This is a genomic window from Marinimicrobium hydrolyticum, assembly GCF_030848505.1.
Classification (GTDB): Bacteria; Pseudomonadota; Gammaproteobacteria; order Pseudomonadales; family Cellvibrionaceae; genus JAVDDU01.
On sequence record NZ_JAVDDU010000006.1, the window covers coordinates 80,705 to 102,280 of the forward strand.

35 protein-coding genes are annotated in these 21,576 nt (G+C 53.3%); 32 read left to right on the forward strand and 3 right to left on the reverse strand.

Annotated features, from left to right (window positions below; genetic code table 11):
- Positions 1 to 99: 99 nt before the first annotated feature.
- Positions 100 to 486: a hypothetical protein gene (locus tag RBH33_RS12015; RefSeq protein ID WP_306732442.1), complete on the forward strand. Its 387-nt coding sequence runs from the start codon at positions 100 to 102 to the stop codon at positions 484 to 486.
- Positions 487 to 500: 14 nt separating this feature from the next.
- Positions 501 to 968, forward strand: coding sequence for a hypothetical protein (locus RBH33_RS12020; protein ID WP_306732443.1), 468 nt, complete (start codon positions 501 to 503; stop codon positions 966 to 968).
- A 33-nt stretch (positions 969 to 1,001) separates the two neighbouring features.
- Here RBH33_RS12020 and RBH33_RS12025 read toward each other — a convergent pair whose 3' ends face one another.
- Together RBH33_RS12025 and RBH33_RS12030 are read right to left on the reverse strand one after the other, a co-directional pair.
- Positions 1,002 to 1,427 carry a helix-turn-helix domain-containing protein gene (locus RBH33_RS12025; RefSeq protein ID WP_306732444.1) on the reverse strand — a complete coding sequence of 142 codons (426 nt, stop codon included), beginning with the start codon at positions 1,425 to 1,427 and terminating at the stop codon, positions 1,002 to 1,004.
- Between the two features lie 2 nt (positions 1,428 to 1,429).
- Positions 1,430 to 1,744 carry a type II toxin-antitoxin system HigB family toxin gene (locus RBH33_RS12030; protein WP_306732445.1) on the reverse strand — a complete coding sequence of 105 codons (315 nt, stop codon included), beginning with the start codon at positions 1,742 to 1,744 and terminating at the stop codon, positions 1,430 to 1,432.
- A 185-nt stretch (positions 1,745 to 1,929) separates the two neighbouring features.
- On the opposite strand from RBH33_RS12030, the gene RBH33_RS12035 reads away from it, so the two are divergent.
- From RBH33_RS12035 to RBH33_RS12140, 22 genes are all read left to right on the forward strand, one after another.
- A complete protein-coding gene (locus tag RBH33_RS12035; protein ID WP_306732446.1) occupies positions 1,930 to 3,327 on the forward strand; it encodes a DNA cytosine methyltransferase in 1,398 nt (465 codons plus the stop codon).
- A gap of 61 nt (positions 3,328 to 3,388) precedes the next feature.
- The gene (locus tag RBH33_RS12040; RefSeq protein WP_306732447.1) at positions 3,389 to 3,871 is read left to right on the forward strand and encodes a VRR-NUC domain-containing protein; all 483 of its coding nucleotides are present in this window, start codon (positions 3,389 to 3,391) and stop codon (positions 3,869 to 3,871) included.
- Positions 3,872 to 4,042: 171 nt separating this feature from the next.
- Positions 4,043 to 4,411 (forward strand): hypothetical protein, encoded by a 369-nt coding sequence (locus tag RBH33_RS12045; protein WP_306732448.1) that lies wholly within the window; start codon positions 4,043 to 4,045, stop codon positions 4,409 to 4,411.
- A gap of 446 nt (positions 4,412 to 4,857) precedes the next feature.
- Positions 4,858 to 5,289, forward strand: coding sequence for a hypothetical protein (locus tag RBH33_RS12050; protein WP_306732449.1), 432 nt, complete (start codon positions 4,858 to 4,860; stop codon positions 5,287 to 5,289).
- Positions 5,290 to 5,297: 8 nt separating this feature from the next.
- On the forward strand, positions 5,298 to 5,552 hold the full coding sequence (locus RBH33_RS12055; protein ID WP_306732450.1) for a hypothetical protein: 255 nt from the start codon (positions 5,298 to 5,300) through the stop codon (positions 5,550 to 5,552).
- Between the two features lie 118 nt (positions 5,553 to 5,670).
- Positions 5,671 to 6,804 (forward strand): hypothetical protein, encoded by a 1,134-nt coding sequence (locus RBH33_RS12060; protein WP_306732451.1) that lies wholly within the window; start codon positions 5,671 to 5,673, stop codon positions 6,802 to 6,804.
- A gap of 36 nt (positions 6,805 to 6,840) precedes the next feature.
- Positions 6,841 to 7,008 (forward strand): hypothetical protein, encoded by a 168-nt coding sequence (locus tag RBH33_RS12065; protein WP_306732452.1) that lies wholly within the window; start codon positions 6,841 to 6,843, stop codon positions 7,006 to 7,008.
- 244 nt (positions 7,009 to 7,252) lie between these two features.
- Positions 7,253 to 7,666, forward strand: a complete 414-nt coding sequence (locus tag RBH33_RS12070) for a hypothetical protein (RefSeq protein ID WP_306732453.1) — start codon at positions 7,253 to 7,255, stop codon at positions 7,664 to 7,666.
- Between the two features lie 117 nt (positions 7,667 to 7,783).
- Positions 7,784 to 8,194: a hypothetical protein gene (locus tag RBH33_RS12075; RefSeq protein ID WP_306732454.1), complete on the forward strand. Its 411-nt coding sequence runs from the start codon at positions 7,784 to 7,786 to the stop codon at positions 8,192 to 8,194.
- Between the two features lie 84 nt (positions 8,195 to 8,278).
- Positions 8,279 to 8,752 carry a DUF987 family protein gene (locus RBH33_RS12080; protein ID WP_306732455.1) on the forward strand — a complete coding sequence of 158 codons (474 nt, stop codon included), beginning with the start codon at positions 8,279 to 8,281 and terminating at the stop codon, positions 8,750 to 8,752.
- Between the two features lie 78 nt (positions 8,753 to 8,830).
- Entirely contained in the window at positions 8,831 to 9,226 is a 396-nt protein-coding gene (locus RBH33_RS12085) for a hypothetical protein (RefSeq protein ID WP_306732456.1), read from the forward strand.
- 12 nt (positions 9,227 to 9,238) lie between these two features.
- Positions 9,239 to 9,571, forward strand: coding sequence for a hypothetical protein (locus RBH33_RS12090; RefSeq protein ID WP_306732457.1), 333 nt, complete (start codon positions 9,239 to 9,241; stop codon positions 9,569 to 9,571).
- An 86-nt stretch (positions 9,572 to 9,657) separates the two neighbouring features.
- Positions 9,658 to 10,257 (forward strand): hypothetical protein, encoded by a 600-nt coding sequence (locus RBH33_RS12095; RefSeq protein WP_306732458.1) that lies wholly within the window; start codon positions 9,658 to 9,660, stop codon positions 10,255 to 10,257.
- A gap of 185 nt (positions 10,258 to 10,442) precedes the next feature.
- Positions 10,443 to 10,973: a hypothetical protein gene (locus tag RBH33_RS12100; protein WP_306732459.1), complete on the forward strand. Its 531-nt coding sequence runs from the start codon at positions 10,443 to 10,445 to the stop codon at positions 10,971 to 10,973.
- A 161-nt stretch (positions 10,974 to 11,134) separates the two neighbouring features.
- Complete coding sequence (locus tag RBH33_RS12105; protein WP_306732460.1) at positions 11,135 to 11,419, forward strand: helix-turn-helix domain-containing protein; 285 nt, start codon at positions 11,135 to 11,137, stop codon at positions 11,417 to 11,419.
- Between the two features lie 16 nt (positions 11,420 to 11,435).
- Positions 11,436 to 12,773: a type II toxin-antitoxin system HipA family toxin gene (locus tag RBH33_RS12110; RefSeq protein ID WP_306732461.1), complete on the forward strand. Its 1,338-nt coding sequence runs from the start codon at positions 11,436 to 11,438 to the stop codon at positions 12,771 to 12,773.
- A gap of 112 nt (positions 12,774 to 12,885) precedes the next feature.
- A complete protein-coding gene (locus tag RBH33_RS12115) occupies positions 12,886 to 13,689 on the forward strand; it encodes a hypothetical protein (protein WP_306732462.1) in 804 nt (267 codons plus the stop codon).
- A gap of 136 nt (positions 13,690 to 13,825) precedes the next feature.
- The gene (locus RBH33_RS12120) at positions 13,826 to 14,005 is read left to right on the forward strand and encodes a hypothetical protein (RefSeq protein WP_306732463.1); all 180 of its coding nucleotides are present in this window, start codon (positions 13,826 to 13,828) and stop codon (positions 14,003 to 14,005) included.
- A gap of 2 nt (positions 14,006 to 14,007) precedes the next feature.
- Positions 14,008 to 14,202 carry a hypothetical protein gene (locus RBH33_RS12125; protein WP_306732464.1) on the forward strand — a complete coding sequence of 65 codons (195 nt, stop codon included), beginning with the start codon at positions 14,008 to 14,010 and terminating at the stop codon, positions 14,200 to 14,202.
- Positions 14,203 to 14,251: 49 nt separating this feature from the next.
- The gene (locus tag RBH33_RS12130) at positions 14,252 to 14,515 is read left to right on the forward strand and encodes a hypothetical protein (protein ID WP_306732465.1); all 264 of its coding nucleotides are present in this window, start codon (positions 14,252 to 14,254) and stop codon (positions 14,513 to 14,515) included.
- Between the two features lie 149 nt (positions 14,516 to 14,664).
- Positions 14,665 to 15,036 (forward strand): hypothetical protein, encoded by a 372-nt coding sequence (locus tag RBH33_RS12135; protein WP_306732466.1) that lies wholly within the window; start codon positions 14,665 to 14,667, stop codon positions 15,034 to 15,036.
- 13 nt (positions 15,037 to 15,049) lie between these two features.
- On the forward strand, positions 15,050 to 15,370 hold the full coding sequence (locus RBH33_RS12140) for a hypothetical protein (protein WP_306732467.1): 321 nt from the start codon (positions 15,050 to 15,052) through the stop codon (positions 15,368 to 15,370).
- Positions 15,371 to 15,550: 180 nt separating this feature from the next.
- Here the strand turns inward: RBH33_RS12140 and RBH33_RS12145 are convergent, their stop codons facing one another.
- Positions 15,551 to 16,027: a hypothetical protein gene (locus tag RBH33_RS12145; RefSeq protein WP_306732468.1), complete on the reverse strand. Its 477-nt coding sequence runs from the start codon at positions 16,025 to 16,027 to the stop codon at positions 15,551 to 15,553.
- 530 nt (positions 16,028 to 16,557) lie between these two features.
- On the opposite strand from RBH33_RS12145, the gene RBH33_RS12150 reads away from it, so the two are divergent.
- The 8 genes from RBH33_RS12150 (at position 16,558) to RBH33_RS12185 (ending at position 21,537) form a co-directional block, all read left to right on the forward strand.
- Entirely contained in the window at positions 16,558 to 16,995 is a 438-nt protein-coding gene (locus tag RBH33_RS12150) for a restriction endonuclease (protein WP_306732469.1), read from the forward strand.
- A 103-nt stretch (positions 16,996 to 17,098) separates the two neighbouring features.
- Complete coding sequence (locus RBH33_RS12155; RefSeq protein WP_306732470.1) at positions 17,099 to 17,617, forward strand: hypothetical protein; 519 nt, start codon at positions 17,099 to 17,101, stop codon at positions 17,615 to 17,617.
- A gap of 175 nt (positions 17,618 to 17,792) precedes the next feature.
- Positions 17,793 to 18,029 (forward strand): hypothetical protein, encoded by a 237-nt coding sequence (locus tag RBH33_RS12160; RefSeq protein ID WP_306732471.1) that lies wholly within the window; start codon positions 17,793 to 17,795, stop codon positions 18,027 to 18,029.
- A gap of 101 nt (positions 18,030 to 18,130) precedes the next feature.
- Entirely contained in the window at positions 18,131 to 18,604 is a 474-nt protein-coding gene (locus RBH33_RS12165; protein WP_306732472.1) for a hypothetical protein, read from the forward strand.
- A 52-nt stretch (positions 18,605 to 18,656) separates the two neighbouring features.
- Positions 18,657 to 19,427 (forward strand): hypothetical protein, encoded by a 771-nt coding sequence (locus RBH33_RS12170; RefSeq protein WP_306732473.1) that lies wholly within the window; start codon positions 18,657 to 18,659, stop codon positions 19,425 to 19,427.
- 53 nt (positions 19,428 to 19,480) lie between these two features.
- Positions 19,481 to 19,678, forward strand: coding sequence for a hypothetical protein (locus tag RBH33_RS12175; RefSeq protein ID WP_306732474.1), 198 nt, complete (start codon positions 19,481 to 19,483; stop codon positions 19,676 to 19,678).
- 56 nt (positions 19,679 to 19,734) lie between these two features.
- Positions 19,735 to 19,980: a hypothetical protein gene (locus tag RBH33_RS12180; RefSeq protein WP_306732475.1), complete on the forward strand. Its 246-nt coding sequence runs from the start codon at positions 19,735 to 19,737 to the stop codon at positions 19,978 to 19,980.
- Between the two features lie 309 nt (positions 19,981 to 20,289).
- Positions 20,290 to 21,537: a ribonucleotide-diphosphate reductase subunit beta gene (locus RBH33_RS12185; RefSeq protein ID WP_306732476.1), complete on the forward strand. Its 1,248-nt coding sequence runs from the start codon at positions 20,290 to 20,292 to the stop codon at positions 21,535 to 21,537.
- The last annotated feature ends 39 nt before the right edge of the window (positions 21,538 to 21,576 follow it).

A 21,576-nucleotide genomic window follows, 5' to 3' on the forward strand; every position in this document is an offset into this window, starting at 1 on the left:
CCGGTTGCTTTATAATATTTTACTGTGCTACTATAGGCACTGTTTGGGCATAGAGCCACCGATCCGGCGGAACCGGAAACCCAGCAAGAGGGATTCAACGTGAGAACGACCCATCAAGTAAAACCGTTTCGTATCGTGGAGCTGTACCAGGCGCTTTCCAGTACTCGTACTACTACGCATTCTCTGGTTGCAGCGGCGCGTGACGCTCTGGAGCAAGCCAGTTTCTATCCCGCCCTGGCCGCGAGCATTCAGAGCGTGATCGAGCAAGGTGAAGTCGATGATCCATTGCGCTCTTCACTGTGCTCGCTGATCGAGAACTGCGAGCCGGTGTACCGCTATCGAGCCTCTGGCGATGTCTGGACCGTGTATCGATTCGAGTTATCGACCGGCGAGGAGCACTGGTGTGCGACCGTTGAGACTGAAGTCTGGGCCGAGCGTGTGGCGGCCATGGGGAACGAGTTAATTGCACCGAACGTAAACGGTTAATTCGGAGAACGGGCATGGGCGTGACAGTGTACGTTGAGGGTTGGCATCAGCAGGCATACCGAGAAGAGAAGGTATACCAGTGTGACAGGTACCCGAATTTGACCGAGGCGGACTTTGCCAGCTCAGGCTACCCCGTGGATGACGACGGTCGGCACTACGTGAACGAGCGGGTTTACGACGAACCGTTTCCCTGTATGGAATTCGGTTGCATCCAATGGGGAGCTTTTTCCGAGTCGCTAGGCCTTGCGTCCAGCGACGGTACGGGTAGCTTGGAGGCGGGCGCGCTCCGAGCCGTGCTTGCGCGTGCCTTGCGCCTTCTCAACAGCTCACAGCGTCAAGCAAAGGCGTCTACTCCCGCCACTAAAAGCGGAAACATGATCACCTTTGGCAGCACTGCTGAAAGCGTTGCCCGGCGAGCTGAAGAGTTTGTGCGATTGCTAAAATTCGCGATTGACCGGAATCGCGGAATTTACTGGGGTTAGCTTATTGCTCTTAGAAGGGAGAGCAGGAGACAGCTAAAGCTTTTTGAAAAATAGCGCTGGTGATATACCAAACCGTTGACTTAGCGCAGCAATATGCTTGCTTGTAAGCTGCCTTCCACCGGTCTGGTTTAGAATTTTGCTGACGTTGGCTTTTGCACCTAGCTCTGGCAGATCTGCAACGCCCAGGTTGTGTTGTGCCATAAGCGTTCGCAATACGGCGATTCCGCTATCAAGCTTAGCTAATCCCGCATTGAAATCAGCGAATTCATCCGATTGTTCTTCCCAGCGCTCAATGCTTAAAGAGAGGATATCGACCAACGCCTTATTGGCGTCGTAATCCTCGATCAATTCGTCCATCATTGCCAGGGCTTTCTCATAGTCATCCTGGTTGCTGATGTTGGTAAGAATCGGCACTTGACTCAGCGCGTCGCGAATTTTAAGGCATGGTTCTGGCAACATAGCTATGTCCCCCGGGATTTGCGGTATTTGTCCGTCAGTTTGTCATAGTCAGCGTGGCTAACAATATGTTTGACATACATTCGGTTATCGCGAAATTCTATAAATGCGATCAGTCTTAGATTATTCCCTCCTATATCGAGAACCCACCACTTATCTCTGTGCTTAAAGTTGTCCAGCGAAGGGAATATTCGCCGCAACTCCTCTGGGGTGTTAAATCTCCCCGAGCGCAGGGTAATGTACGTTTGCCTCAGTGCATCCTTGTCATTGGGGTATTTTCGCTCCGCGTCGTTGAATGGCTTTCTTGAGATAACGTGCACAAGGACTCCATAGTTTCCATATAGGCAACTATAGCATGCAGTTTCCTATATGGAAACCCGGAGACAGCAGAGTGTTAGGCAGTAGGAGGCTTCCTTTCATGGGTGTTAGTGTGTTACTATAGGTACATCGGCTGAGCGATCAGCCACCGACCCGGCGGAACCGGGAAGAAGAGAGGATTACCAGCGTGACTACCATCATTAACCGCAAAATCGGAATTCACAGAGGCCGCCGTCGCATATACCTCGACGGCCGTAAACTGGGCCGCCAAGGGTTGCGCCCCGGCCAGCGCTACAATGTTGTCTCTAAAGACGAGGCGCTGTGCCTGGAGATAGCCGAGCAAGGCAAGTACACCGTCTCTCGGCGCACCGTTGGGGGTGATCTGGTGCCGGTAATCGATTGCTGCGCGGCGGAGATTGCCGAGCTGTTCGAGGGTGTCGAAATGGTGCGCGTGGCCGTTAAGGCAAAAACGATTGTCATTACAGCGCACCAGCATTCGACCAACGCCGCCGCCCGCGAACGCCGTTTGGCCACCAAGCTGGCCTTGGGCCGCCCGCTGGATATTTGCTCGTTATTCCACGGAGGGGGGGTCATGGATAAATCGCTCCATGCCGGTCTCAAGCGCGCCCACATAAAATCCCGTGTAGCCGTGGCGGTAGAGCTGGAGTCTCAGTATCTCGAAAGCAGCCTGCGCAATAATCCCGAGCTATGGGATGATCGATCTCAAGTGTTTGAATCACCTGTTCAGGATGTGGATCTGCTCGATATTGACCGTGAGGTTGATGTGTTGGTGGCGGGCATCCCCTGCACAGGCGCGTCCAAGTCCGGTCGGGCAAAGAACAAGCTGCAATTCGCTGAGTCGCACAGCGCGGCAGGCGCCATGTTTTTCTCTTTCCTACAATTCGCCCAGAGCTTGAACCCGTCCATTATCATCATAGAAAACGTCACACCTTACGCGTTCACGGCCAGCATGGAGGTCATACGCTCTGTGCTTGATTCACTCGGTTACCGATTGCAGGAGCGTGTTTTAGAGGGTAATGCGTTTGGAGCTTTGGAGGTGCGCAAGCGCTTGGCCGTGGTCGCGGTATCCAAGGGTATACCCATCGGCAGCGTGGAGGACATCATGCCCGTGCGCGAGAAGGAAGCCCGCTTGAGTGATGTGCTTGAACCGATCGCGCTGGATGATGAACGCTGGAAGCCTTTTACTTACTTGGCCGAAAAGGAAGCCCGAGACGTAGCGGCTGGAAAGAACTTCACCCGGCGGTTGCTTACCGGCGAGGAGAGTTTTTGTGGCACGAGTGGTCGCGGATATTCCAAGGCCCGCTCGACCGAGCCGTTCATTCGCCACCCCACCAATCCGGCTCTATCGCGATTGTTCACCAAAACGGAAAACGCTGCAGTTAAAACCGTTCCCCCCGAGGTGGTCAACGGTCTGTCGGATACCGTAGCGCACCAAGTGCTAGGGCAGGGCGTTATCTTTGCCGCTTTTGAGGCGCTTGGCCTGTGGTTAGGGACTCAACTGAGGTTCTGGGCACGCGCAGCCGTTTCCCGGCGACGTGAGTCTGCAGGAGCGTATGCCGCCTAGCGCGGAGGGCGGTGGTGGCTACGGCCACCACCTTTTGTTCAGGACTCGGTAGGTAGCGTTAATGAGAATTTCCCGAGAAGAGGCGATAAAGCGCGGTTGGGTATCGCCCGAGGATGTCCCACCAGCGCCTAAGACAAAAAAGGCGTTGCCCCTCAAGCGTGGGGAGATCGAGGGCGAGGAGCAGGCTTGTCTCGTCGAGCGCTTTCGGTATGACTTTCCCGACGTGGGTGAGTTGCTGATTCACATTCCCAATGGTGGATCGCGTAAGAACGCGTTCGAGGGCTGGCGGCTCAAGCGCCAGGGGGTACGCTCCGGTGTCAGCGATTTGTTGTTACCTGTGGCACGAGGTGGCTATTTTGGCTTGTGGATCGAATACAAAGCGCAGCCGCCGTTTAACGCCGCTGTGACCGACTCGCAAAAACAATGGGTAGCGCTGATGCAAGCCCAGGGATACCGGGCGAGCGTACAAATGGGGATTGAGGCCGCCGTGGATGAATTGAAGCGCTATATGAGCATGGCGCCGACGCAGGTTTTGAGAGGGTAGTTTTACGAGGAGCTGTGCTCCACGGTATTGCTGATGGTCCACTATTGGGGGTGAGGCATAGCTTTCGGAAATAGTTTGCCTGTAAAGTTTTAGGTGTGCTAATATAGGCATATTGGACTGGAGCCAATACCGATCCGGCGGAACCGGAGCTACTGATAGGACAACTTGCTTATGAGCCTTTCCTTTTTGCTACAAAACGCCAATACGTCCGCTCTTGCAGAGACACTGAATAACATCTGCGATTCATTAGGGCAAATCGTCAGCAGTCCATTAGCGTCTACGGAAGACGAAGCAAAAGACTGCCTTGATTTCTTTAACAATTACAACTGGGTTAAGAAGCCCAACGCCGACGAGAAGCAATTCCAATCGCTGTTGGAGAAAGGGAATGCCGGGGAAATGTCCGAAGAAGAACTCGACGACTTTATGGAAATGGTGTCCGATGACGGGGATTGGCACGTCTATTACGCCCTATTCAATGGACAAAAGGCATTGGCCGAACTGGCAACGCTGATGCAAACCCATGGCGTCAGTGAAGGGTAGGTGCAGAATGAACTTAACCCAAACAGCAGTTACCCCAGCACCGTTAGCGTTTCGTTTGAGCCGATGCAAAGGCGGGTCTGATAAGTATGGTGCGTGTGAGGTGTGCGGCGAGCAAGCGGATACCATGTATATACTGACACCTATGCTCAGATACGTTCGCCCGTGCGGCACAGAAAGTGTGTGCTTCCCCTATGCGGGTAAATTTGGCCACAAAAAGTGTTTAGCATCCCATACCGAGCAAATGCAGGCGCTAGCAGTTTGAACCAACGTCCAAGCAGTATGAAATATAGTCACGCTTTTGGCCCCGTTATAGGGGCTTTTTTTCGGCGAAATCGTTTATGTATTTCACTTTAATCTACAGGTATAGCGTGGTAGTATAGGCATATAGGCCGAGCGATCGACCACCGACCCGGCGGAACCGGGAGGAACGTAGAGGAGTCACGTCCATGAATAAGCTTGTAAAGCGCATTTTCGCACCACTTCAGCGTGTTACCCCGGACTATAATTCTGACCGACCGCACTCGGTGGTATTTGAGCTTACTTCCGAGAATATTAATACTTTACGCACGTTGGCGGCGGCGGTGGTGGAGTTGTCAGCGAACGAAATCACCCAGTTCTTTTCTGCCAAGCTTTGGAGCGGCGCCATTGTCGATGGCGATTCGCTAGAGGACTTGGGTATGAGTGGCGAGGAGCTGGAGCAGCTTTTTGCTGAGAATCCATGGCGCATGGTTGTGACAGAGGTGGTAGTGAGCGCAAATGCGTTCAGTCTTACAGGTGTCCCCAAAAACTGCGGCGATGAATCTAAAGTCTTTACCCCGCAAATACCTTTCGTCGATCTTGGGGGTGATGAGGTGAATATTGTGGTTTCGGATCGCTAGGGGCTTTTATGACCAGAACCAAGGGTCCGCGAATCCATAAGCGTACAATGACCGGAATCACCGTCAAAGCGTATAACGATAGCGGCGCGGACTGGGTGGTCTGGTCAGACGAATCCAGTTTAATGCCGGTACGGCTACCACAACGCACGTTCACAATGTCCAGAGCGATGGAGTTCTTTATTGGTGCTGTGTTAGCGGAACAATCGCTGCAAGAGTGCGCCGAAAATCCAGAGGTAGCTGAACCAACGGCCAAACTGAGTTAACAGAGATTGCCTATGTCTGCACTTTAAAATGGACCGCAAAGTGTGGTACTATAGGCACATAGGCCAAGCGATCGGCCACCGACCCGGCGGAACCGGAGGTTAGTGAGGACGTGTAAAAATGGATACGACATTCAAAGCAAAGGCAACGGCGATTCTTTCTCCCATCCTAAGCATTCTCATTGTTGTGGCGATTGGTATTTACGCATCGGTACGAGCGGAAAAGCTTAATTCGGCTTTCCCTTTTTCCTGTATTGGCGACGCCTCGCCCTGTATGACTTTTTCAGCAGAAGCAGGGCTTTTCTATGTGGCTGTGTTGATTCTTGCCTTGGTGGTGATTGTGCAGATCAAGTCGCAGGTACGGCGTCAGCTTGAGACAGAGGAGCTTCTGGAGGAAACCCGAGCGCTGGTGCGCACCGCACCCCCAAAGCAGTTGCTGCGCTTCGTAAATTTTCGGTATGTGCAGGTTCAGGACACTCTTGCGTGGCTCGAAGCTAAGGAAGATGTGGACGATCAAGACCTGACGTTTGCCATTCGCGCCATTCTTAACAATATGCTGCGAATCGCCCAGTACTGGGACACACACCTAGAGGACGGGTCTGAAGCGACTTACCGGGCTACCGTCATGCTGGTGGTACAAGCGTCTAACTTTGAATCACCCAAGGCCAGACAGGCGCTTTTGCGGGAGATTCGCTTTGCTGATCGCAATGCCTTGGCCCAAGAGCAGGGATTTAAACATTTTCCATGGTATGCGCGCACCGCCGTGGCTCTGAATACGTCTACGACCGTTAAACCGCGCTCCATTGATCGGACCATCCAGCCTCTAATTCTCGGGGTGACCCCGAAGCTTGAAAACATGCCCAATCCCCAGCGCATCATGCCGGGAGCGCCTAGCTGCCTGTACGATGGTCTACCGCAGTACATCGCCAATACCTCCGCCATGGTTAATATGCTCAATGGTGCCTATTTTGGCCCTTTGCACTCTGAAATAGAGGATTACTATGACCGGGACGGACTTGCTAGATCATTACTATCTATGCCTCTACTGGTGGGACGTGGTGCTAAAGCCAAGCCTTGGACCGAGACGAGCTGCCCGTATATTGGTGTGGTGAACATCTTTTGTGACGAGAGCGGAATGTTTGGGTCAACGGAGGCGAGTGAGCAGTACAGTCATTTGGTAGCGCCTTTTCGGGACGAGTTGGGCATTTTACTGGCCAGCGGCCTTGAAAATGATGTGGATTTTAACTCATACTAAGGGGGCGCCCTGATGGGCACCACCACGGAGGCAACCATGAAGACAGCCAAACATACGCCGAACCGCTGGGGCTATACCGGCCGCTTGCTGAAGGTCAGGAAGACCGAGAGTAAGGTTATCAGTCCGGGATTGATTGAGGCGAGCGAGCGCGCCAACAAGCGCCTTTCCGATGTACGGAACCAGCCCCAAATTATCGCTTGGTAATTACAGGTGGCGGCTTTACGAGCCGCTACCGCTCCCCCCGCAACACCCCCAATCGTTTCCTTCCCCTTCCGATCGCGCTCAGGCGAACCGGATTTTCCTGCTAACAATTTACCGACTCCACAAACCCACGCGGCGATAATTGTGCTCGAACCATCGGGCGCTCAATGGCGCCCTAATGTTTTTTTGCCCGATGGCGTGCATAATCGTCTTTTTAGGATGAACGGTGTCTATCTGGAGGGCATTGGTGATTACGATGGAGAACGAAGGGCAGCTAATTGTCCGAACGAATTATTGGGATTCTGATCTGGCGCAGGCCGGGTTTTTCTTTTTGAGCTGGAACGCTAGGGCTGGCCGTTTGCTGATACCGCAGGCGCACGAGTCGTCACTCAACGATATGCTCAGTGCGCAATGCGTGATTATTTCGCGCGGCCCTTGGAGGGACAGGGAAGGGCTGGAGCTATTGTTTGAAGATAATACGGATAATCCCTACGCTATACGCTTGGGGGTGGAGCAGTGCGATCGCCTCATTCCTGACTCAGAGCAGGGCGGTGGCTTTGTGGTAGCGCTGTGGACCCGAGACGGATTAAAAGCCTGGCTTCCAGGCAAGTACCGAACCGTGAAGCAGTTGCCGTGCCTGGAGCCTTGGATCAGTAATTAGTTGTAGTGGTGTGTAGGGTTTGCTGTGCATATTATTGGTGTGGTACAATAGGCATATTGGAGAGAAGCCAATGCCGACCCGGCGGAACCGGGACTCAGAAGAAAGAGCGAGACTTTTATGACCACAGCTAAAACTAAGCACCAGTTCATCGACACCTGGACAAATCACGTCACAACCATGAATCACCTTTGGGGCTCCCTGCCGAGTGCAGAGATTGCCAAGCTGGAGGCACACATTGCCGAAGGTAAGCGCCTGGTGCAAGCAGCTGGCGATCACTGTTTCAAAGATGACACCCGAGCCACTGTTGTCGTGATCTATGACTCGAAGCGCGAGGCAATCCATTTCACCGGCACCCACTTGCAGGGGAGCGATCACTGGTTCCCGTTCGATCCAGCTACTCAAGAGCTGTTCCCGAGAATAGAAAACCTGTTGGTGGATAACGGTATCGCCAATAATGTCACTCGAATAACTAAGCAGCGCGAGTGTGGAGATTCTGAGGACTTGGAGGTGGTTTACAACGCCATCTAACTTATGTGTGCCCTTGGGGGTGGTTCTCCCCCAAGGGCTCAGCCACCGCCCCGGCGGAACCGGGACAAATCGAGGAGCGACCCAGTGAGCAACAAAACCCTAGCCGTGACCACCAAAGAAAAAGCGTACGCCATTTTGCGATCCATCCCGGGCGCCTGCCGACTCCCTTACTGCACAGGTAGGTACACCTGGCGCGGGTCTGAACAAGCGTTTGTTGGTCAGGCCATTGAGAGCGTGAGTGAGGCGGTTAAGGCGATTTACGTCGAACATCGCTCTGATGATGGTGGGCCATACGCTGAAATGATGTGCATTACTGTCAACAAATCCCAGCAAACTCTTCAAGTGACCACCAGATCAAACGCTTCCGCTATTTTACGTCAAACTCCAGGCGCTCGCCGGTTTCCCTATTGCACAGGGAAATACAGTTGGAGCGGGACTGCGAAAGACTACATTGGCCAGCCCATTGAAAATGTGGGTGACAATGTAAAGGCGATTTACGTCGAGCGGCGTACCGACGCGCACGGCCCTTATGCCAAAATGATGTGCATTACCGTCTAGCAACGTGCCGCCCCCGTGGCGGCTTCGCTCAGTCAAACACTTCAAATAAAACATATCTAAAACATAAGGATCATCCCCATGGACATACGAAACGTAATCGCACAGATTCCCGAAGACGCTACTGATGAAGCTCTAGCGTCAATTCAATCGATCACAGTTATTCCAATGCACAATTGCGCGCGACTAATTTGTCATCTGGCCCATAAATTCCGCTTAACCATTGCTGCCGTGCGCGATGGCTGTATCGAAATTCGTGCCGAGGGACGGGCTGTCGCCACAGTGAATGAATCCACTCTGTTACCAGCACTTAAACGCGAGATTTACGAGATAGATGAGCAGATGGCTGCGGGTCGGTATGAGCAGAGCCCGGTCAAGCCAATGATTATTACAGATGATAGGCCACCTATCCCCGACCATTTTGACATTCCCGCCTGGGACTCCACTGCTAAAGTATGGTATGACGCGGAATACTAACGAGGATATGACGTGGGCATTACAGAGACTGTGCGCCAGCTTACCGAATCCTGGCTGGTCGATGATGATGTTCGTTCGGTCCAGGATATCAATAACGGCTTGTGCGCCGATTTTGCAAACGCTCTGGCCGACTTAATCCCGTTTTCAGAAATACATGGCATCTACGATGAACGCGATATTTCCGAAGTGCCGGGAGAGTTTTCTAAGGAATTCAGGGAAGCTGTTAGCGCTGGAATGATTGGCCATACAGCCATTTTTATTGACGGTCTGTTTTATGACTCAGAGGCCCCCAACGGCGTCCCTTGTTTTGAGCAGCTACCGTTGTGCCAGAGGGCTTTTCCCTAATCGCCTTTAGTGTGTTACAATAGGCATATTGGAGAGAAGCCAATGCCGACCCGGCGGAACCGGAAACGACGAGAGGAACACTACCCATGAGTAATCCCACTTCCACAGTTAGCGTTACTGATGTGAGCTGCGTTAAATCTGGCAAGGACTACTACGCGACCGTCAACGGTCAGCGCGCGCGCTTGATGGTGTGCGAGGATGGCATTCATGTACTGATTAGCAAAGTGACTGAAGACGGCCCCGTGCGGCTGGGTGGCTGGCATTTGGATCGATTCTCAGGCTCGCTATCGCCCCAATCAATTCGCGCCTTCTACGCCAATGGTGGCGCCGTCCCAAAGAACAATGAATCGGTAAATCCGGTCGAGAGCCGAAACCAAACGCATGATATTCATGCTGAGATCGCCGATATGTATACGCGCCGGCTGGCCCAGGGCAAAGAACCACGGATTGCTCAGTGGTTGGAGTCTGGCGCCAAGGGCGCGCTCCGGGTTGAGAAAGTGCCTTCTCGTCAGCTTGGTGCAGGACGCGTGGGCTTTTGGGTGGTCACTGAAGAAGGTACGGTTTTGGACCAGGCGCCGGTATACGATTCAGGAAAAGGTGCAACGGCGGCGGCGCGACTGGAGGCCGAAGAGCGTTTGGGCGCTTTAGAGGTATTGCGTGGCAATCGCGCGCGGATTGCGGCGTAACCGTTTATCGAAGATGAATAACAGAGGGGCTTTTGGCCCCTTTTTTGTGCCAGAAGGTGGAGAATATGGGGGTGAAGCCGATAGCTGCGCTTGCTGTAAGGTTTTTAGGTGTGCTAATATAGGCATAGCTTAACTTTAAAGCCACCGATCCGGCGGAACCGGAGCCAAGAGAGAGGATCACCCCCGTGAATGCGACTACAGAAACGAGAGAATCAATCTACAAAGCGGTACGAAACGGTAAAACTGACGAAGCCCGGAAGTTGCTTTCTAAGGTGGTGCAGTATCAAAGCTGTTCGAGCAGAAATGAAGCCGTTCTCACCCGCAGTGAAATCGAATTAATTGAGCGCGCCGTTAATCAAGCGGGCGAGTCGAGCAACGATCCTTACCGTGGTGAGGCCAAGCTTGAAAAACTGAAGAAACGTATCGGGCAGCAAGGCGCCCTGAGCGAGCGGATCGAGTTTCTGGTGACCGTGTATGGATGTGGCTTGCTTGGGGATCTTCGCTTTGGTGAACTGACAAACATTACGGAGCGCGACTTTGATACCTGTGTTGAAATGGGGGATGGTGGGGAGGTGATTCACGGCTTGATCAAAAGGGCGCTGGATGATGATGACCTTCTGGAGCGAATCATTGAAGGCGAAGGGCTCGATGTGTGGAAGGCTTGGCACGCACAGTACGAGGAGATCGAGCGGCAGATCACGAGCCCGTTGTTTTAATGGGTGCACCACACACTGATTCGTACCAAGGGGCTTTTGGCCCCTTTTTTGTGCCAGAAGGTGGAGAATATGGGGGTGAAACCGACCCAACCACCAATATAACTGCTTTACTGCTCAAAAACGCCTATAATGACCGGTATACCAGTTGCTAAAGGTGATCTATGGCCACCGCTAATTTTGTGGACGCACTCAGTGCCGACGCGCTCGATCAGTTGGAGATCCTTGGGGAGAATATTCGCTTGGCCCGCCGGGCTCGGGGATGGTCTCGCAAGGAGGCGGCGAGTCGCTTCCTGATGAGCGTATCGACTCTGCAGAGCGTTGAGGCTGGAGACCCGAAAACGAGCATAGGAGCGTATTTGAGCGCCCTGGATGTTATGGGTATCGCGCAGGGAGTCTCCAGTGTCGGCGCCTCACACCATGATCCGATTGTGCGGCGCCACTTGTAGCCGTAGGAGAAAAATCGTGCCTAAACCCCATCGCTCCGCCTACGTTTTTGCCATGCTTCCCTCCGGCAGTCCCGTGCTGGCCGGGAAAATTAATGTTGGTCGGGTAAGAGGCACGTTCGTCTATGCGCAAAGCTGGCTATCGCATCCAGCGCGCTACTCGCTCGATCCGGTCAACCTGCCCCTGAAGGCCACCAAGTTTCAATGTGACCACAACCAAGGGGTATTCCCGGTATTCTCCGATGCGGCGCCCGATGCGTGGGGTACCCGTATTCTGTTGATGCGCCACAAGGCCCAACCGAACAGCGAAGTCGAACGATTGCTGCTCACCAGTGGCCGAGGGGTGGGCTCGCTACAGTTCTCGCTCTCTCAGAGCCGCCCAAAGGCTGTTTCACAATCGCAGGATATCAGCCTACTGACACGCCTTTATCGGGCCGCAGAGGCCTTGGACGGCCAGGGAGTGGCGGATGAGGAGGCGCTTCGCTTGATGGAACCCGGTTCATCCATGGGTGGGGCGCGTCCGAAAGCGTCTATCGAGGATAATGGGCAGCACTACCTGGCGAAGTTCTCCAAACAAACCGACCTGGTTGATGTGCCCAGGGTGGAGTTCGCCACCATGCGCCTGTTGGCGCGCACAGAACTAGACGTGCCCTTGGTTCGAGTGGAGCCGGTAGGGCGGGGCCGTAGCGCTTATTTGATAGAGCGCTTCGATATGGCCGGAGACCGAAAAAGCCACCACTATGTATCCGCCCATGCTTTATTTAACATCGCCCGGCATCGAGAGTTGCCCGACGGGCGAAAAGACCCGGCAGGTTATGTGGCGCTCGCCAAACATATTCGCTCGCACAGCCATGAATCGGCCAAGGATACCCGCCAGTTGTTTTTGCGCGCCTTTACCAATATCGCGCTCGGGAATACGGATGACCATGCCCGCAATTTTGGGCTTCGCTACGACTTGTGCAATCGCCACTGGTCGCTAGCGCCCGTGTTTGATGTACTGCCTATCGTCGGCGCGACAGGGCAGAAGCAGGCCTTATCCCTCGGCACGCACGGCCGCGAACCAAGCTGGGAGAATCTACTGAGTTGCCACCGATCATTCGGGCTCAGTGATCGCGAGGCGCATGCGGCGGGCAGGGCGCAGCTATCGGTGCTGGCGAACTGGTCTACCGTGTTTGCCGATCACGGTGTTTCGCATACGAACGTGGCATTGCTGCGAACGGTGATTGAGCCACGGCTGGAAGGCCTGGATAAGGCCATGACGGCAACGGCCAGCGTTGATTGCGGGCTATCCGGTTACCGCCTGGACGATGTAGGAGTAGCGCCCAATCCGGCACCTAAACGCAGCTCTACGCGCTAGCTCCCTGACACAGAACTAGCTTTCCCGACTTTCGGTGTGCTACAATAGGCATATTGGAGAAAAGCCAATGCCGACCCGGCGGAACCGGGATTGAGAGCGAGGAATCACCCCCATGATTAGCACCCCAATCAGCACAGCTAATGCCCTTCGTACACTGGAGAATTGTGAGTTTCATCGCAGCGCAAAGATGCCGCTGCCAGAGCATTTCACTCCAGGGGAAACCTACGTAAAGGTGCATTACCGCATGGACACGGCAAGTTATCGCCATAACGGCTACCCCGGCTTTCAGTCAGGTGAAGACGGGCTCCTGTTTCGCGACCGTATCCACGCAGCCCTGGCTAAGTACGCCGGTTTTCGTGAGAGCGACGAAACGTGTTATGCCATTCGTGGTAACAGTCCGCAGGAGCGCCTGTACTTGCACCCTGATGATCTGAGCGGGTTTGTTGCGCTGGAGAGCATTCAAGCAGTGCTACGGGCGATTGAGGGCGCTGAAGGCTCATCCCTTCGCTGGATGGACGTGTACCAACTACCTGAGACGCTGGACGACGAGGAGATTGAGCGCCGATTAACGTACTATGAGCCTCAGATCGTTGAACAGTTGTTGGCCACAGCCAGAACACAGCGCCGAAACCGGTTTGTGATGTTGTCACCACATCACGCCATGTCTATCGCGCAGCGTTTGCCAGGATTGCATTTTGTAGCTGGAAACGGCTCATTTGAGGCTCTTCACTCGGTTGCGGAGTCCTACCTGAATAAACTGATATCTCGTCTGGTGGAGCAGGGGCTTTTGGTGCGAATGATTCAGGATGGTCATATCTATCACCGTACCGCAATGAAAGGCGAGATTAAGTCGATTAAGCGCGCCGAGCGCAGCGACTACTGGGATCTAGCCGACCAGATACTTTCAGCTGCGTAACACTATCGATCGATCAACGATAAGCACTTGCCAGCGATGGGGGTGCTTTTCTGTTTCCGTCGTGCTACAATAGGCATATTGGAAAGAAGCCAATGCCGACCCGGCGGAACCGGGATTGAGAAAGAGGAACACCCCCATGAGCACTCAAGCAGAATCCTGGGAAGTCGTAGAAAACGCCTATCTTTACAACCAACACACAGTTGCCACACGCCCATCGTTCGACGATGCTCGCCTTTACGTGCAGGTGAATTACAAAACGGAAGAAATTGACGAGTTAAATATTGATATCACCCGCAACGGATCAACGGAGCATTGATTATGTCAGCGGCCTACCCCAACCCTCAAAGAATACTGCGCTGCGCCGAGCTGGCCAAACGGGCCATGCTGCGCTGTAAGTACAACCTCGCGCACCGCTTGGTGGCTGAAGTCCCTGGACAGATAGGTGTCCAGATGAAGATGCTTATCATCGAGCACGAATGCGGTCCCGACAGAGCAGTGAACTCGGCTGAGTGATCAGCCACCGATCCGGCGGAACCGGAAACGCAAAAACGGAGCGACACAAATGGCTCAGACAATCCCCCAGCATGAAATTAACCGCAAGTTTCTGGACACCATAACGGCCGAGGCGAAAGAGCTTATTTTAAATTCCATCGCCAAGCACTACGCAATTACTCAGCAGGCGGTGTTAGACGAAGTTACCGGCGAAGGTGCTGAACATCTTTTGGAGTACATGGTGGAGCCGGAGCGCTCGGGCGCCAGCGCACTGATGCAAAGGCAATCCTCCATGATGGCATTCCAACGGCGACTAACGCGTCCAGCTGGCTAACAACTCCAGCAACGTACCTCACCAAGGGGCGTCGGCCCCTTTTTTTGTGCGCGCTTCTCTTTTGCTTCTTAACTGTGCTACAATAGGCATATTGGAGAGCAGCCAATACCGATCCGGCGGAACCGGAGCTAAGAAAGAGGATCACCCTGATGTCAGCCAATAATCCCACTACGTTCGGCACCCTAATTGCTCTGACCAAACGCATTGAAGCGCTCGAAGCGCAGGACCAGTCACCCGCCGATTTTCTGGACGAGCTGGCGCAGCTGAGCCGAGCGTGCCAGGAGCTGTTCAAAGAAGCCAAGCCCGGCGAGGATATCTATTTGGTACAGGGCCGCACGAGTGGTGATGATACCGATTCGGTGGATCTGTTGTTCGCACCTAATGGTGGTGCGGCCATTAACAGCTTTGTCGAGAACACACTTTTCGAAGATCCAGCCCACTTGAGGATCATCAATGACCCGCGAATTCATATAGATATGAGTGTGTCTGCAAGTTTTATGCTTACCCCGAGTAACGGCTAAGAGGAGCACCCCCATGAGTGCAGTTCGCAAGCGCAAAGCCCCAGCCTTTCCAAGTTCGATGTCAGAATGGGTTGCTCAAGGCGGCCTGGATACGCCATTTCGCCCGTTTCGCCCGGTACCGGGCAAGGAAACCGAAAAAGCCTTTCTGGTACAGGGCCGCAAAACGAATCAGGCAGGGTATGATTACGAGGCGACCGTTTATCTGCCTAAAAGTCAGTGCAAGCTGATTACCGACGACTTTTACAACGACACCCGGGGCCAGGAGTTTTGGCTTGTTCCCGGTTGGTTGATTGAGGCGAAGAACCGGGAAGGGGTTTTGCTGGAACCGTTTTGATCAAGTGATGGACTTGGCGCTCTGCAGACGCGGAGCGTCTAGTCCCGATGACCGGCCTGGGGCATGAGTTGGGTTATCGAGCGGCCTTTAATTTTCCCAACCCAGATTCCTTGTTTAAAGGGTTTTACTGTGAGGGGGACTGATGTCGCTGAGCGAGATAACAGGGATTGCTGAACCATTTCATATTCGAGGAAATGATTCTTGCTGCACTGGACTTCCTTCATTCGCTTCAGCGGGCTGTGCCGTCACGTTAATGCCAGCAACGCTCCACCCGGTAAGATCCGCAATTCTTTCCAGATCCTTAGCCAACACTCCCCTTGATGAGGGTGTCACCGTATGACCAGCATCCATTAGATCATGGAACGCCAGCGGAACTTCAGAAGTGCCGCCTATTACAATAACATCGGGATTCCCTATGGCTATCGCGCTCGCTGCCTTTGCCAGATTGTCGCTCTCAGAAGGCCGGTGCAACACCCAGTATCCCGTTTTTTTCCCGGAATTTTTTAACGCCTCACCACACCAATGAACGGCGGCTTCTCTCGAATCAAATTCTTTGCCTGCCCACAGTATTGGAGGCAGGTGCGCCATTAAAGTAACAAACCATTTACCACTATTTTCTTCAAGACGGTAGGTTGTATCGATCACTCTTTCTGTCATTTTTATGCCTCGCATGATACCAAGGTGAAATACTCGGGGCCAAAGCCCCGAGCCGTCCAACCTTCTGTGCGCCAGAGCCCAGAAGGTTGGACGGCTTTTCATTTGTTTTAGGCGATACTCCAGCTCGCCCCGAGACCAGGATCCTTGCCAGTTGGCCCGGCGGCCAAAACGGCGGTGCAGGAACTGTATTTGAGGCAGATTATCACCGCTGATGTCTAATTTTTCAACAAGGGCTTCGGCCCTTTTTTGTGCCTGGAAGGATTGCCCCGGTCATGGGGGTGAGGTGCCTATCTCAAAATGGGCAAAAAGACGCTATCCTTGTTTAAACGGTTTTACTGCGAGGGTGACTGATGCCGCTGAGCGAGATATTAGCGATTGCAGAAGAGTACTGGTTGATTGCGGCTGGGGCAATGGTGCTCTTCGTGTTTGTGTCGCACTATCTCGGCGGCAGGAAAAGACGAAGGTCCAAGGCTATAAGACGCGCACGTCATGCCCGCAAACGCTTGGCCGCAAAACGTCGGCTTCTAAAATTGCGAAAGCTCGAAACCCCGGCTCGACAGTTCGGCTATCTGCGCAAGGTGAACCATTTCATTTTCGAGGAAATGATTCTCGCTGCACTGGAAGAGGCAGGCTTTGCCATCACCCACAATCAACGCTACACCGGCGATGGCGGCATTGACGGCCGCTTTCAGTTGGCTGGCCAAGAGGTGTTAATCCAGGCCAAACGCTACCGACACCATATCCGCGCTGCCGATGTAAAAGAGTTCGCCGAGGTGTGTCACCGACACCAACTTAAAGGCATATTTGTCCATACGGGGCGAACCGGGAAGCTGGCAAACGAAATTGGTAGATCAGTGCCAAGCGTTGATATCGTCAGTGGCCAGAGAATGCTAAACCTACTCACCGGGTCTGAGTTCTACCCAATGGGCACCAAAGGAAATAATGTAGCCGCCCTAAAGGCTAGTTGACTTCGTCTTTGCTTCCGCGCCCCTAAAAGTGTTACAATAGGCATATTGGAAAGAAGCCAATACCGACCCGGCGGAACCGGGACAGAGAAAGAGGAACACCCCCATGCGTGATTGGATTCTTTGGTCGCCTGAACAGCAAGCGTTTCTAATTCTTGGCGGATTCGCTACGGATCGCAACCTCGCCCGTATTTTTACTGCTGTACAGGTGCGCGAGCTTTGCAGTAGCGCTGGCCGGAACCTTGTTCCCATGCCTGTTGCTGATTCCCCGGTTTTAGAAAGCCTTACAGCCTGGGTTGAGGCGAAAATGGCCAAGACGCTAAAGCATCTTAAATGCGCCCACACGTCAGAACCGGCGTCCCCCAATGACTATTTTGCGCGAATCGTCCACAGCGGCCTAGCTCCCTGGCTGGAGCAATTACGTGGTTCGGAGTTTGACGAGCGCGATGCGCAATGTATCGCAGAGATTTACTTTGTCTATGCCGAGCGCTACGCGTCAGAACTGCCGTCTATCCTTGCCAGCCTGGAGCGGCATTATGATATCTCAGTGCCGGTTGTGGAGGGGATATTGTCCATGTCGTACTGGAAGCAGTACTTCACTGATACAGTCAGCCAAGCCGCTTAGAGACCCTTGCAGCCTTGGTGGGGGTGGTTCCCACCGAGGCTACTCAAGCGCTTCGCGCCGGTGTAGCTTCGCCGCTTCGGAATTGCTTTGTATCTGTTTTCCGTGGTACTATAGGCACGTTGGTTAAAGGCCAGCGCCGACCCGGCGGAACCGGGGCAGATAGAGGAATACCCACATGATAGCAGTCCCGTTTTTCCTGGATACGATAACCCTGTCCGTGCATAGCGCTGATGCTGCGGTGGCCAATCTGGCAGGCAAAACCGTTACCCTTCGCAAGTTTATCGAAACCGTGGGCCAGGCTCCGATTTGTCTTTACGAGCTGAGCAACGGCGACTACCGCGCCCAGGTGGCGAACAATCCCCTTAGCCCGGCTGTGCCAGTGTTTATCGAGGGCACTCCATTACCAGCCTAATCCCAGTCAACGTCAATACCCGGCAGCACTATGAGGCGGCCACTGCGGGAGATAGAATAATGTCCAGTAAAATACACAGCAGGAAACGCGAGGAACGGCGCATGATCGTTAAACCCATTGAACTAGGCCCGGTTTACAATCAGGAGCAGCAGAAGGCCGTTGAGGAGGCCGTCGCTAGTCGTAAAAACACCTTAAATGGATTTTTGTACTTCGCATGGTCTGACCGAATCGTGGAGCGCGGAAGCCAACAGTTCGCGATTTTTGGCAGTATGGCCCGAGAACTTCTCCCCTTTGCAGAGGTGAATGATGAGAAGGGTCGGGGGGAATACATTCCTTTGGTGGTTGAAGGCCGTATGCTAATTCGCGAGCCAGACGAGGGACAATCCGGTGTCGCGTACCTGTATCGGGACACCCCCATCGGCGGAGAACCCTCACAGTGGCAAGCCATCTGGCCGTCTCTTGGCTGGCTATGGACGAGCGAGTTAGAGATGGGAAATCAAGAGATTTCTGAAAGGATCGCCGAGGAGATCGACCAAGGCGCTTGCCATATCACTGGAGGCAGGCACGGGTTGTAGAGATCATTGTGTGAGTTTTCTACCAGAGGCTTCTATTCGCGGAGAGCCTATTGTGACCACGACATTAAAAGAAAGGGCTATATCAATGACTGACGAATCTATGCGAGAGGTTTTTGAGCAGCAAAATTCGAAACCAGAGCACGTGTCTTGGAATGAGTCGGCGGAGAAGTATGACGCCTTACCGAAATACAGCTCTATAGCAGGCCGGTATCATCAAGACTGGTTGATCTGGCGTAAGGCAATTCAATGGCAATCGCTGCAGGCGCTGGGTGAGATCGAGCGAGTACATGGAATATACCAGCACGTACTCAGGAATCTAGTCAAAGATATTCGCGACGATGTAGAGCGTGGCGGGATGGCGCCCTCATGGGAAGGTGTCGCCAAAACCATAGATATCTACATCGACAGTCCAGAAGCAGCCGAAACCCAGCAGGCACAGGAAGGCGATGCGCAACTATGGTTTGACCACCTCGATATCGAGGATGGAGCCCAGAAAATACTCCTCGATAAAGTGATAGACGTAGCTCCAGGTGAAGCAGAACAAAAACAACTAGAAGGTAGTGATATCCTGGTGACGGAAACCCAGTACAACGGGGCACCAGCAAAAGCTGAAAACGATAAATTCAGTTGGTTTCATGGACGGAGCGATTACCTGACATGTAAGGCATCGGGCAGAGCTATCTCCAGGCGCAGTAACACGCTTCGGGGGCCAAAATACCAGATGGCGTACAATATTGACGAATCAACCATTGTTGCAGTCCGTAGGTTCTGGAGCGATCTGGAGCTGATGGAGAAATACGTCGAGAAGACTTGCGATAACTAGCAAATTGCGAACCCGACCCGGCGGAACCGGGAACGATAAAGGGGTATAACGCTATGGCCGTTAAAATCAGTGGTTTCGGTACCGCACCAGATAGGAAGGCAGAGGGTTACGAGGGCAAGGGCATTCGGATCAACCTTCGCGAGTCTGAAATAGAAAGTCACTTTCACCCAGACGATGATATCTGCCTAGTAGAGAGTCCAAAGGCGATTGGCACCGACTTGCAAGAATACTACGTAATGATTCGCGACTAGCAAAATCTCTGGTAGGCTTTATCTTCATTGCGACGGACACACTCAGGACTATAACTATGGTGAATGCAGCAAATGACGGGCTATTGGATCGCGAAGAGCTTGAGCGGCGAGCGAAGACGTGTTGCCCAACCGAGCTATGGTATGACCTCAGCGATACACTTGATGAAACCCCAGATGCGGATTTAAGAACACTCATCGATGAACATGAGGGATCAACCCCAGGTGAAGGTTTAGGCGCGCTGAATCTGAGTGATCTGCCCCTGGACACCACAAACACCAAGACCAAGGGACCGAGCCGGTAACCGTAACCAGTTTTGCAGTGAATCTGTTCAGCAGGGGCCAATGGCCCCTTTTTTGTGGGTAACCCCTTTGCGCCGAGTAGAAGAGCGTGAGGCGATTTTGTGCTAGGTTTATGTAATCACTCTCAGCAAGGAGTAAAAGCGAAGTGCCAGGATGGTTGTGCTTGCGGCGAGGTGTTGGGGGTGATCGAAAAGCATTGAAATTTTAACAAACTTGCTTAAATACTGTTCAGTGTGGTAGTATAGGCATACCAACTAAGGAAAACCGACCCGGCGGAACCGGGAGACAAAGACGAACGAACGAGGTGATTTATGTTGAGCTGGGATGATTACGAAGAAGACAATGCGCCGGAAGAGAAAGCCGAGCAGCACCCCCAACCCAAACAGCCAGAGCAGCCCGTAGCACCGGCTCAACCAGAAGTCAGTGCTCCAGCCCCAAGCCAAGCAACCCCAGTGGAGCCTTCAGAGGCCGTTAAAGCCGCCCGTGAGTCGCTGGAAGGCTTAGACCCTACACCTGGTCTGGAAGAGCTTGAAATGGGCGCAGCGCGCATTGAGGTGGACGATAAGCGCATGATCAACTGCCGGGCAGACCTGAACCAGCTGGTGCCCTTCAAATACGATTGGGCTTGGCAGAAGTACCTGGACGGGTGTGCGAACCACTGGATGCCGCAAGAGGTGAACATGACCGCGGATATCGCTATGTGGAAAAGCGCCGATGGTCTCAGTGAAGACGAGCGCCGAATTGTAAAACGCAGCCTGGGTTACTTCTCTACCGCCGACTCTCTGGTGGCCAATAACCTGGTGCTGGCGATTTATCGATTGATTACCAACCCTGAGTGCCGTCAATACATTCTGCGTCAAGCCTTTGAAGAGGCTATTCATACCCATGCGTACCAGTACTGTATTGAATCCCTGGGCATGGATGAGACAGAAGTATTCAATATGTACCGGGAGCTACCGAGCGTGGCCAACAAAGCCGCCTGGAGCATTAAGCACACCAAGACCCTGGAAGACCCCACCTTTACCACGGGCACCCCTGAGACGGATCAGGAGCTACTGCGCAATCTGATTGCCTTCTATGCGGTAACCGAGGGGATATTCTTTTACTGCGGCTTCAGTCAGATTCTGTCCATGGGACGCCGTAACAAGATGACCGGTGTGGCTGAGCAGTTCCAATACATTTTGCGCGATGAGTCGATGCACCTGAATTTTGGGATCGATGTCATTAATCAGATCAAGCTGGAGAACCCACACTTGTGGACGCCTGAGTTCCAGCAGGAAGTGACCCAAATGATTGTTGAGGGAGCAGAGCTGGAGATAGCGTACGCTCGCGATAGTATGCCGCGCGGTGTGCTGGGCATGAATGCCAAGATGATGGAAGAGTACTTGCAGTTCATTGCCAATCGTCGCTTGTCGCAGCTAGGCTTGGCTCAGGTGTACGAGGGAGCACAAAACCCGTTCCCCTGGATGAGTGAGATTATGGACTTGCGCAAGGAAAAGAACTTCTTTGAAACCCGCGTGATCGAATACCAGTCAGGGGGGGCTCTTAGCTGGGAGTAGAACAGGGGACATAGTGCCGAAGTAGGATATTTGTTGCAA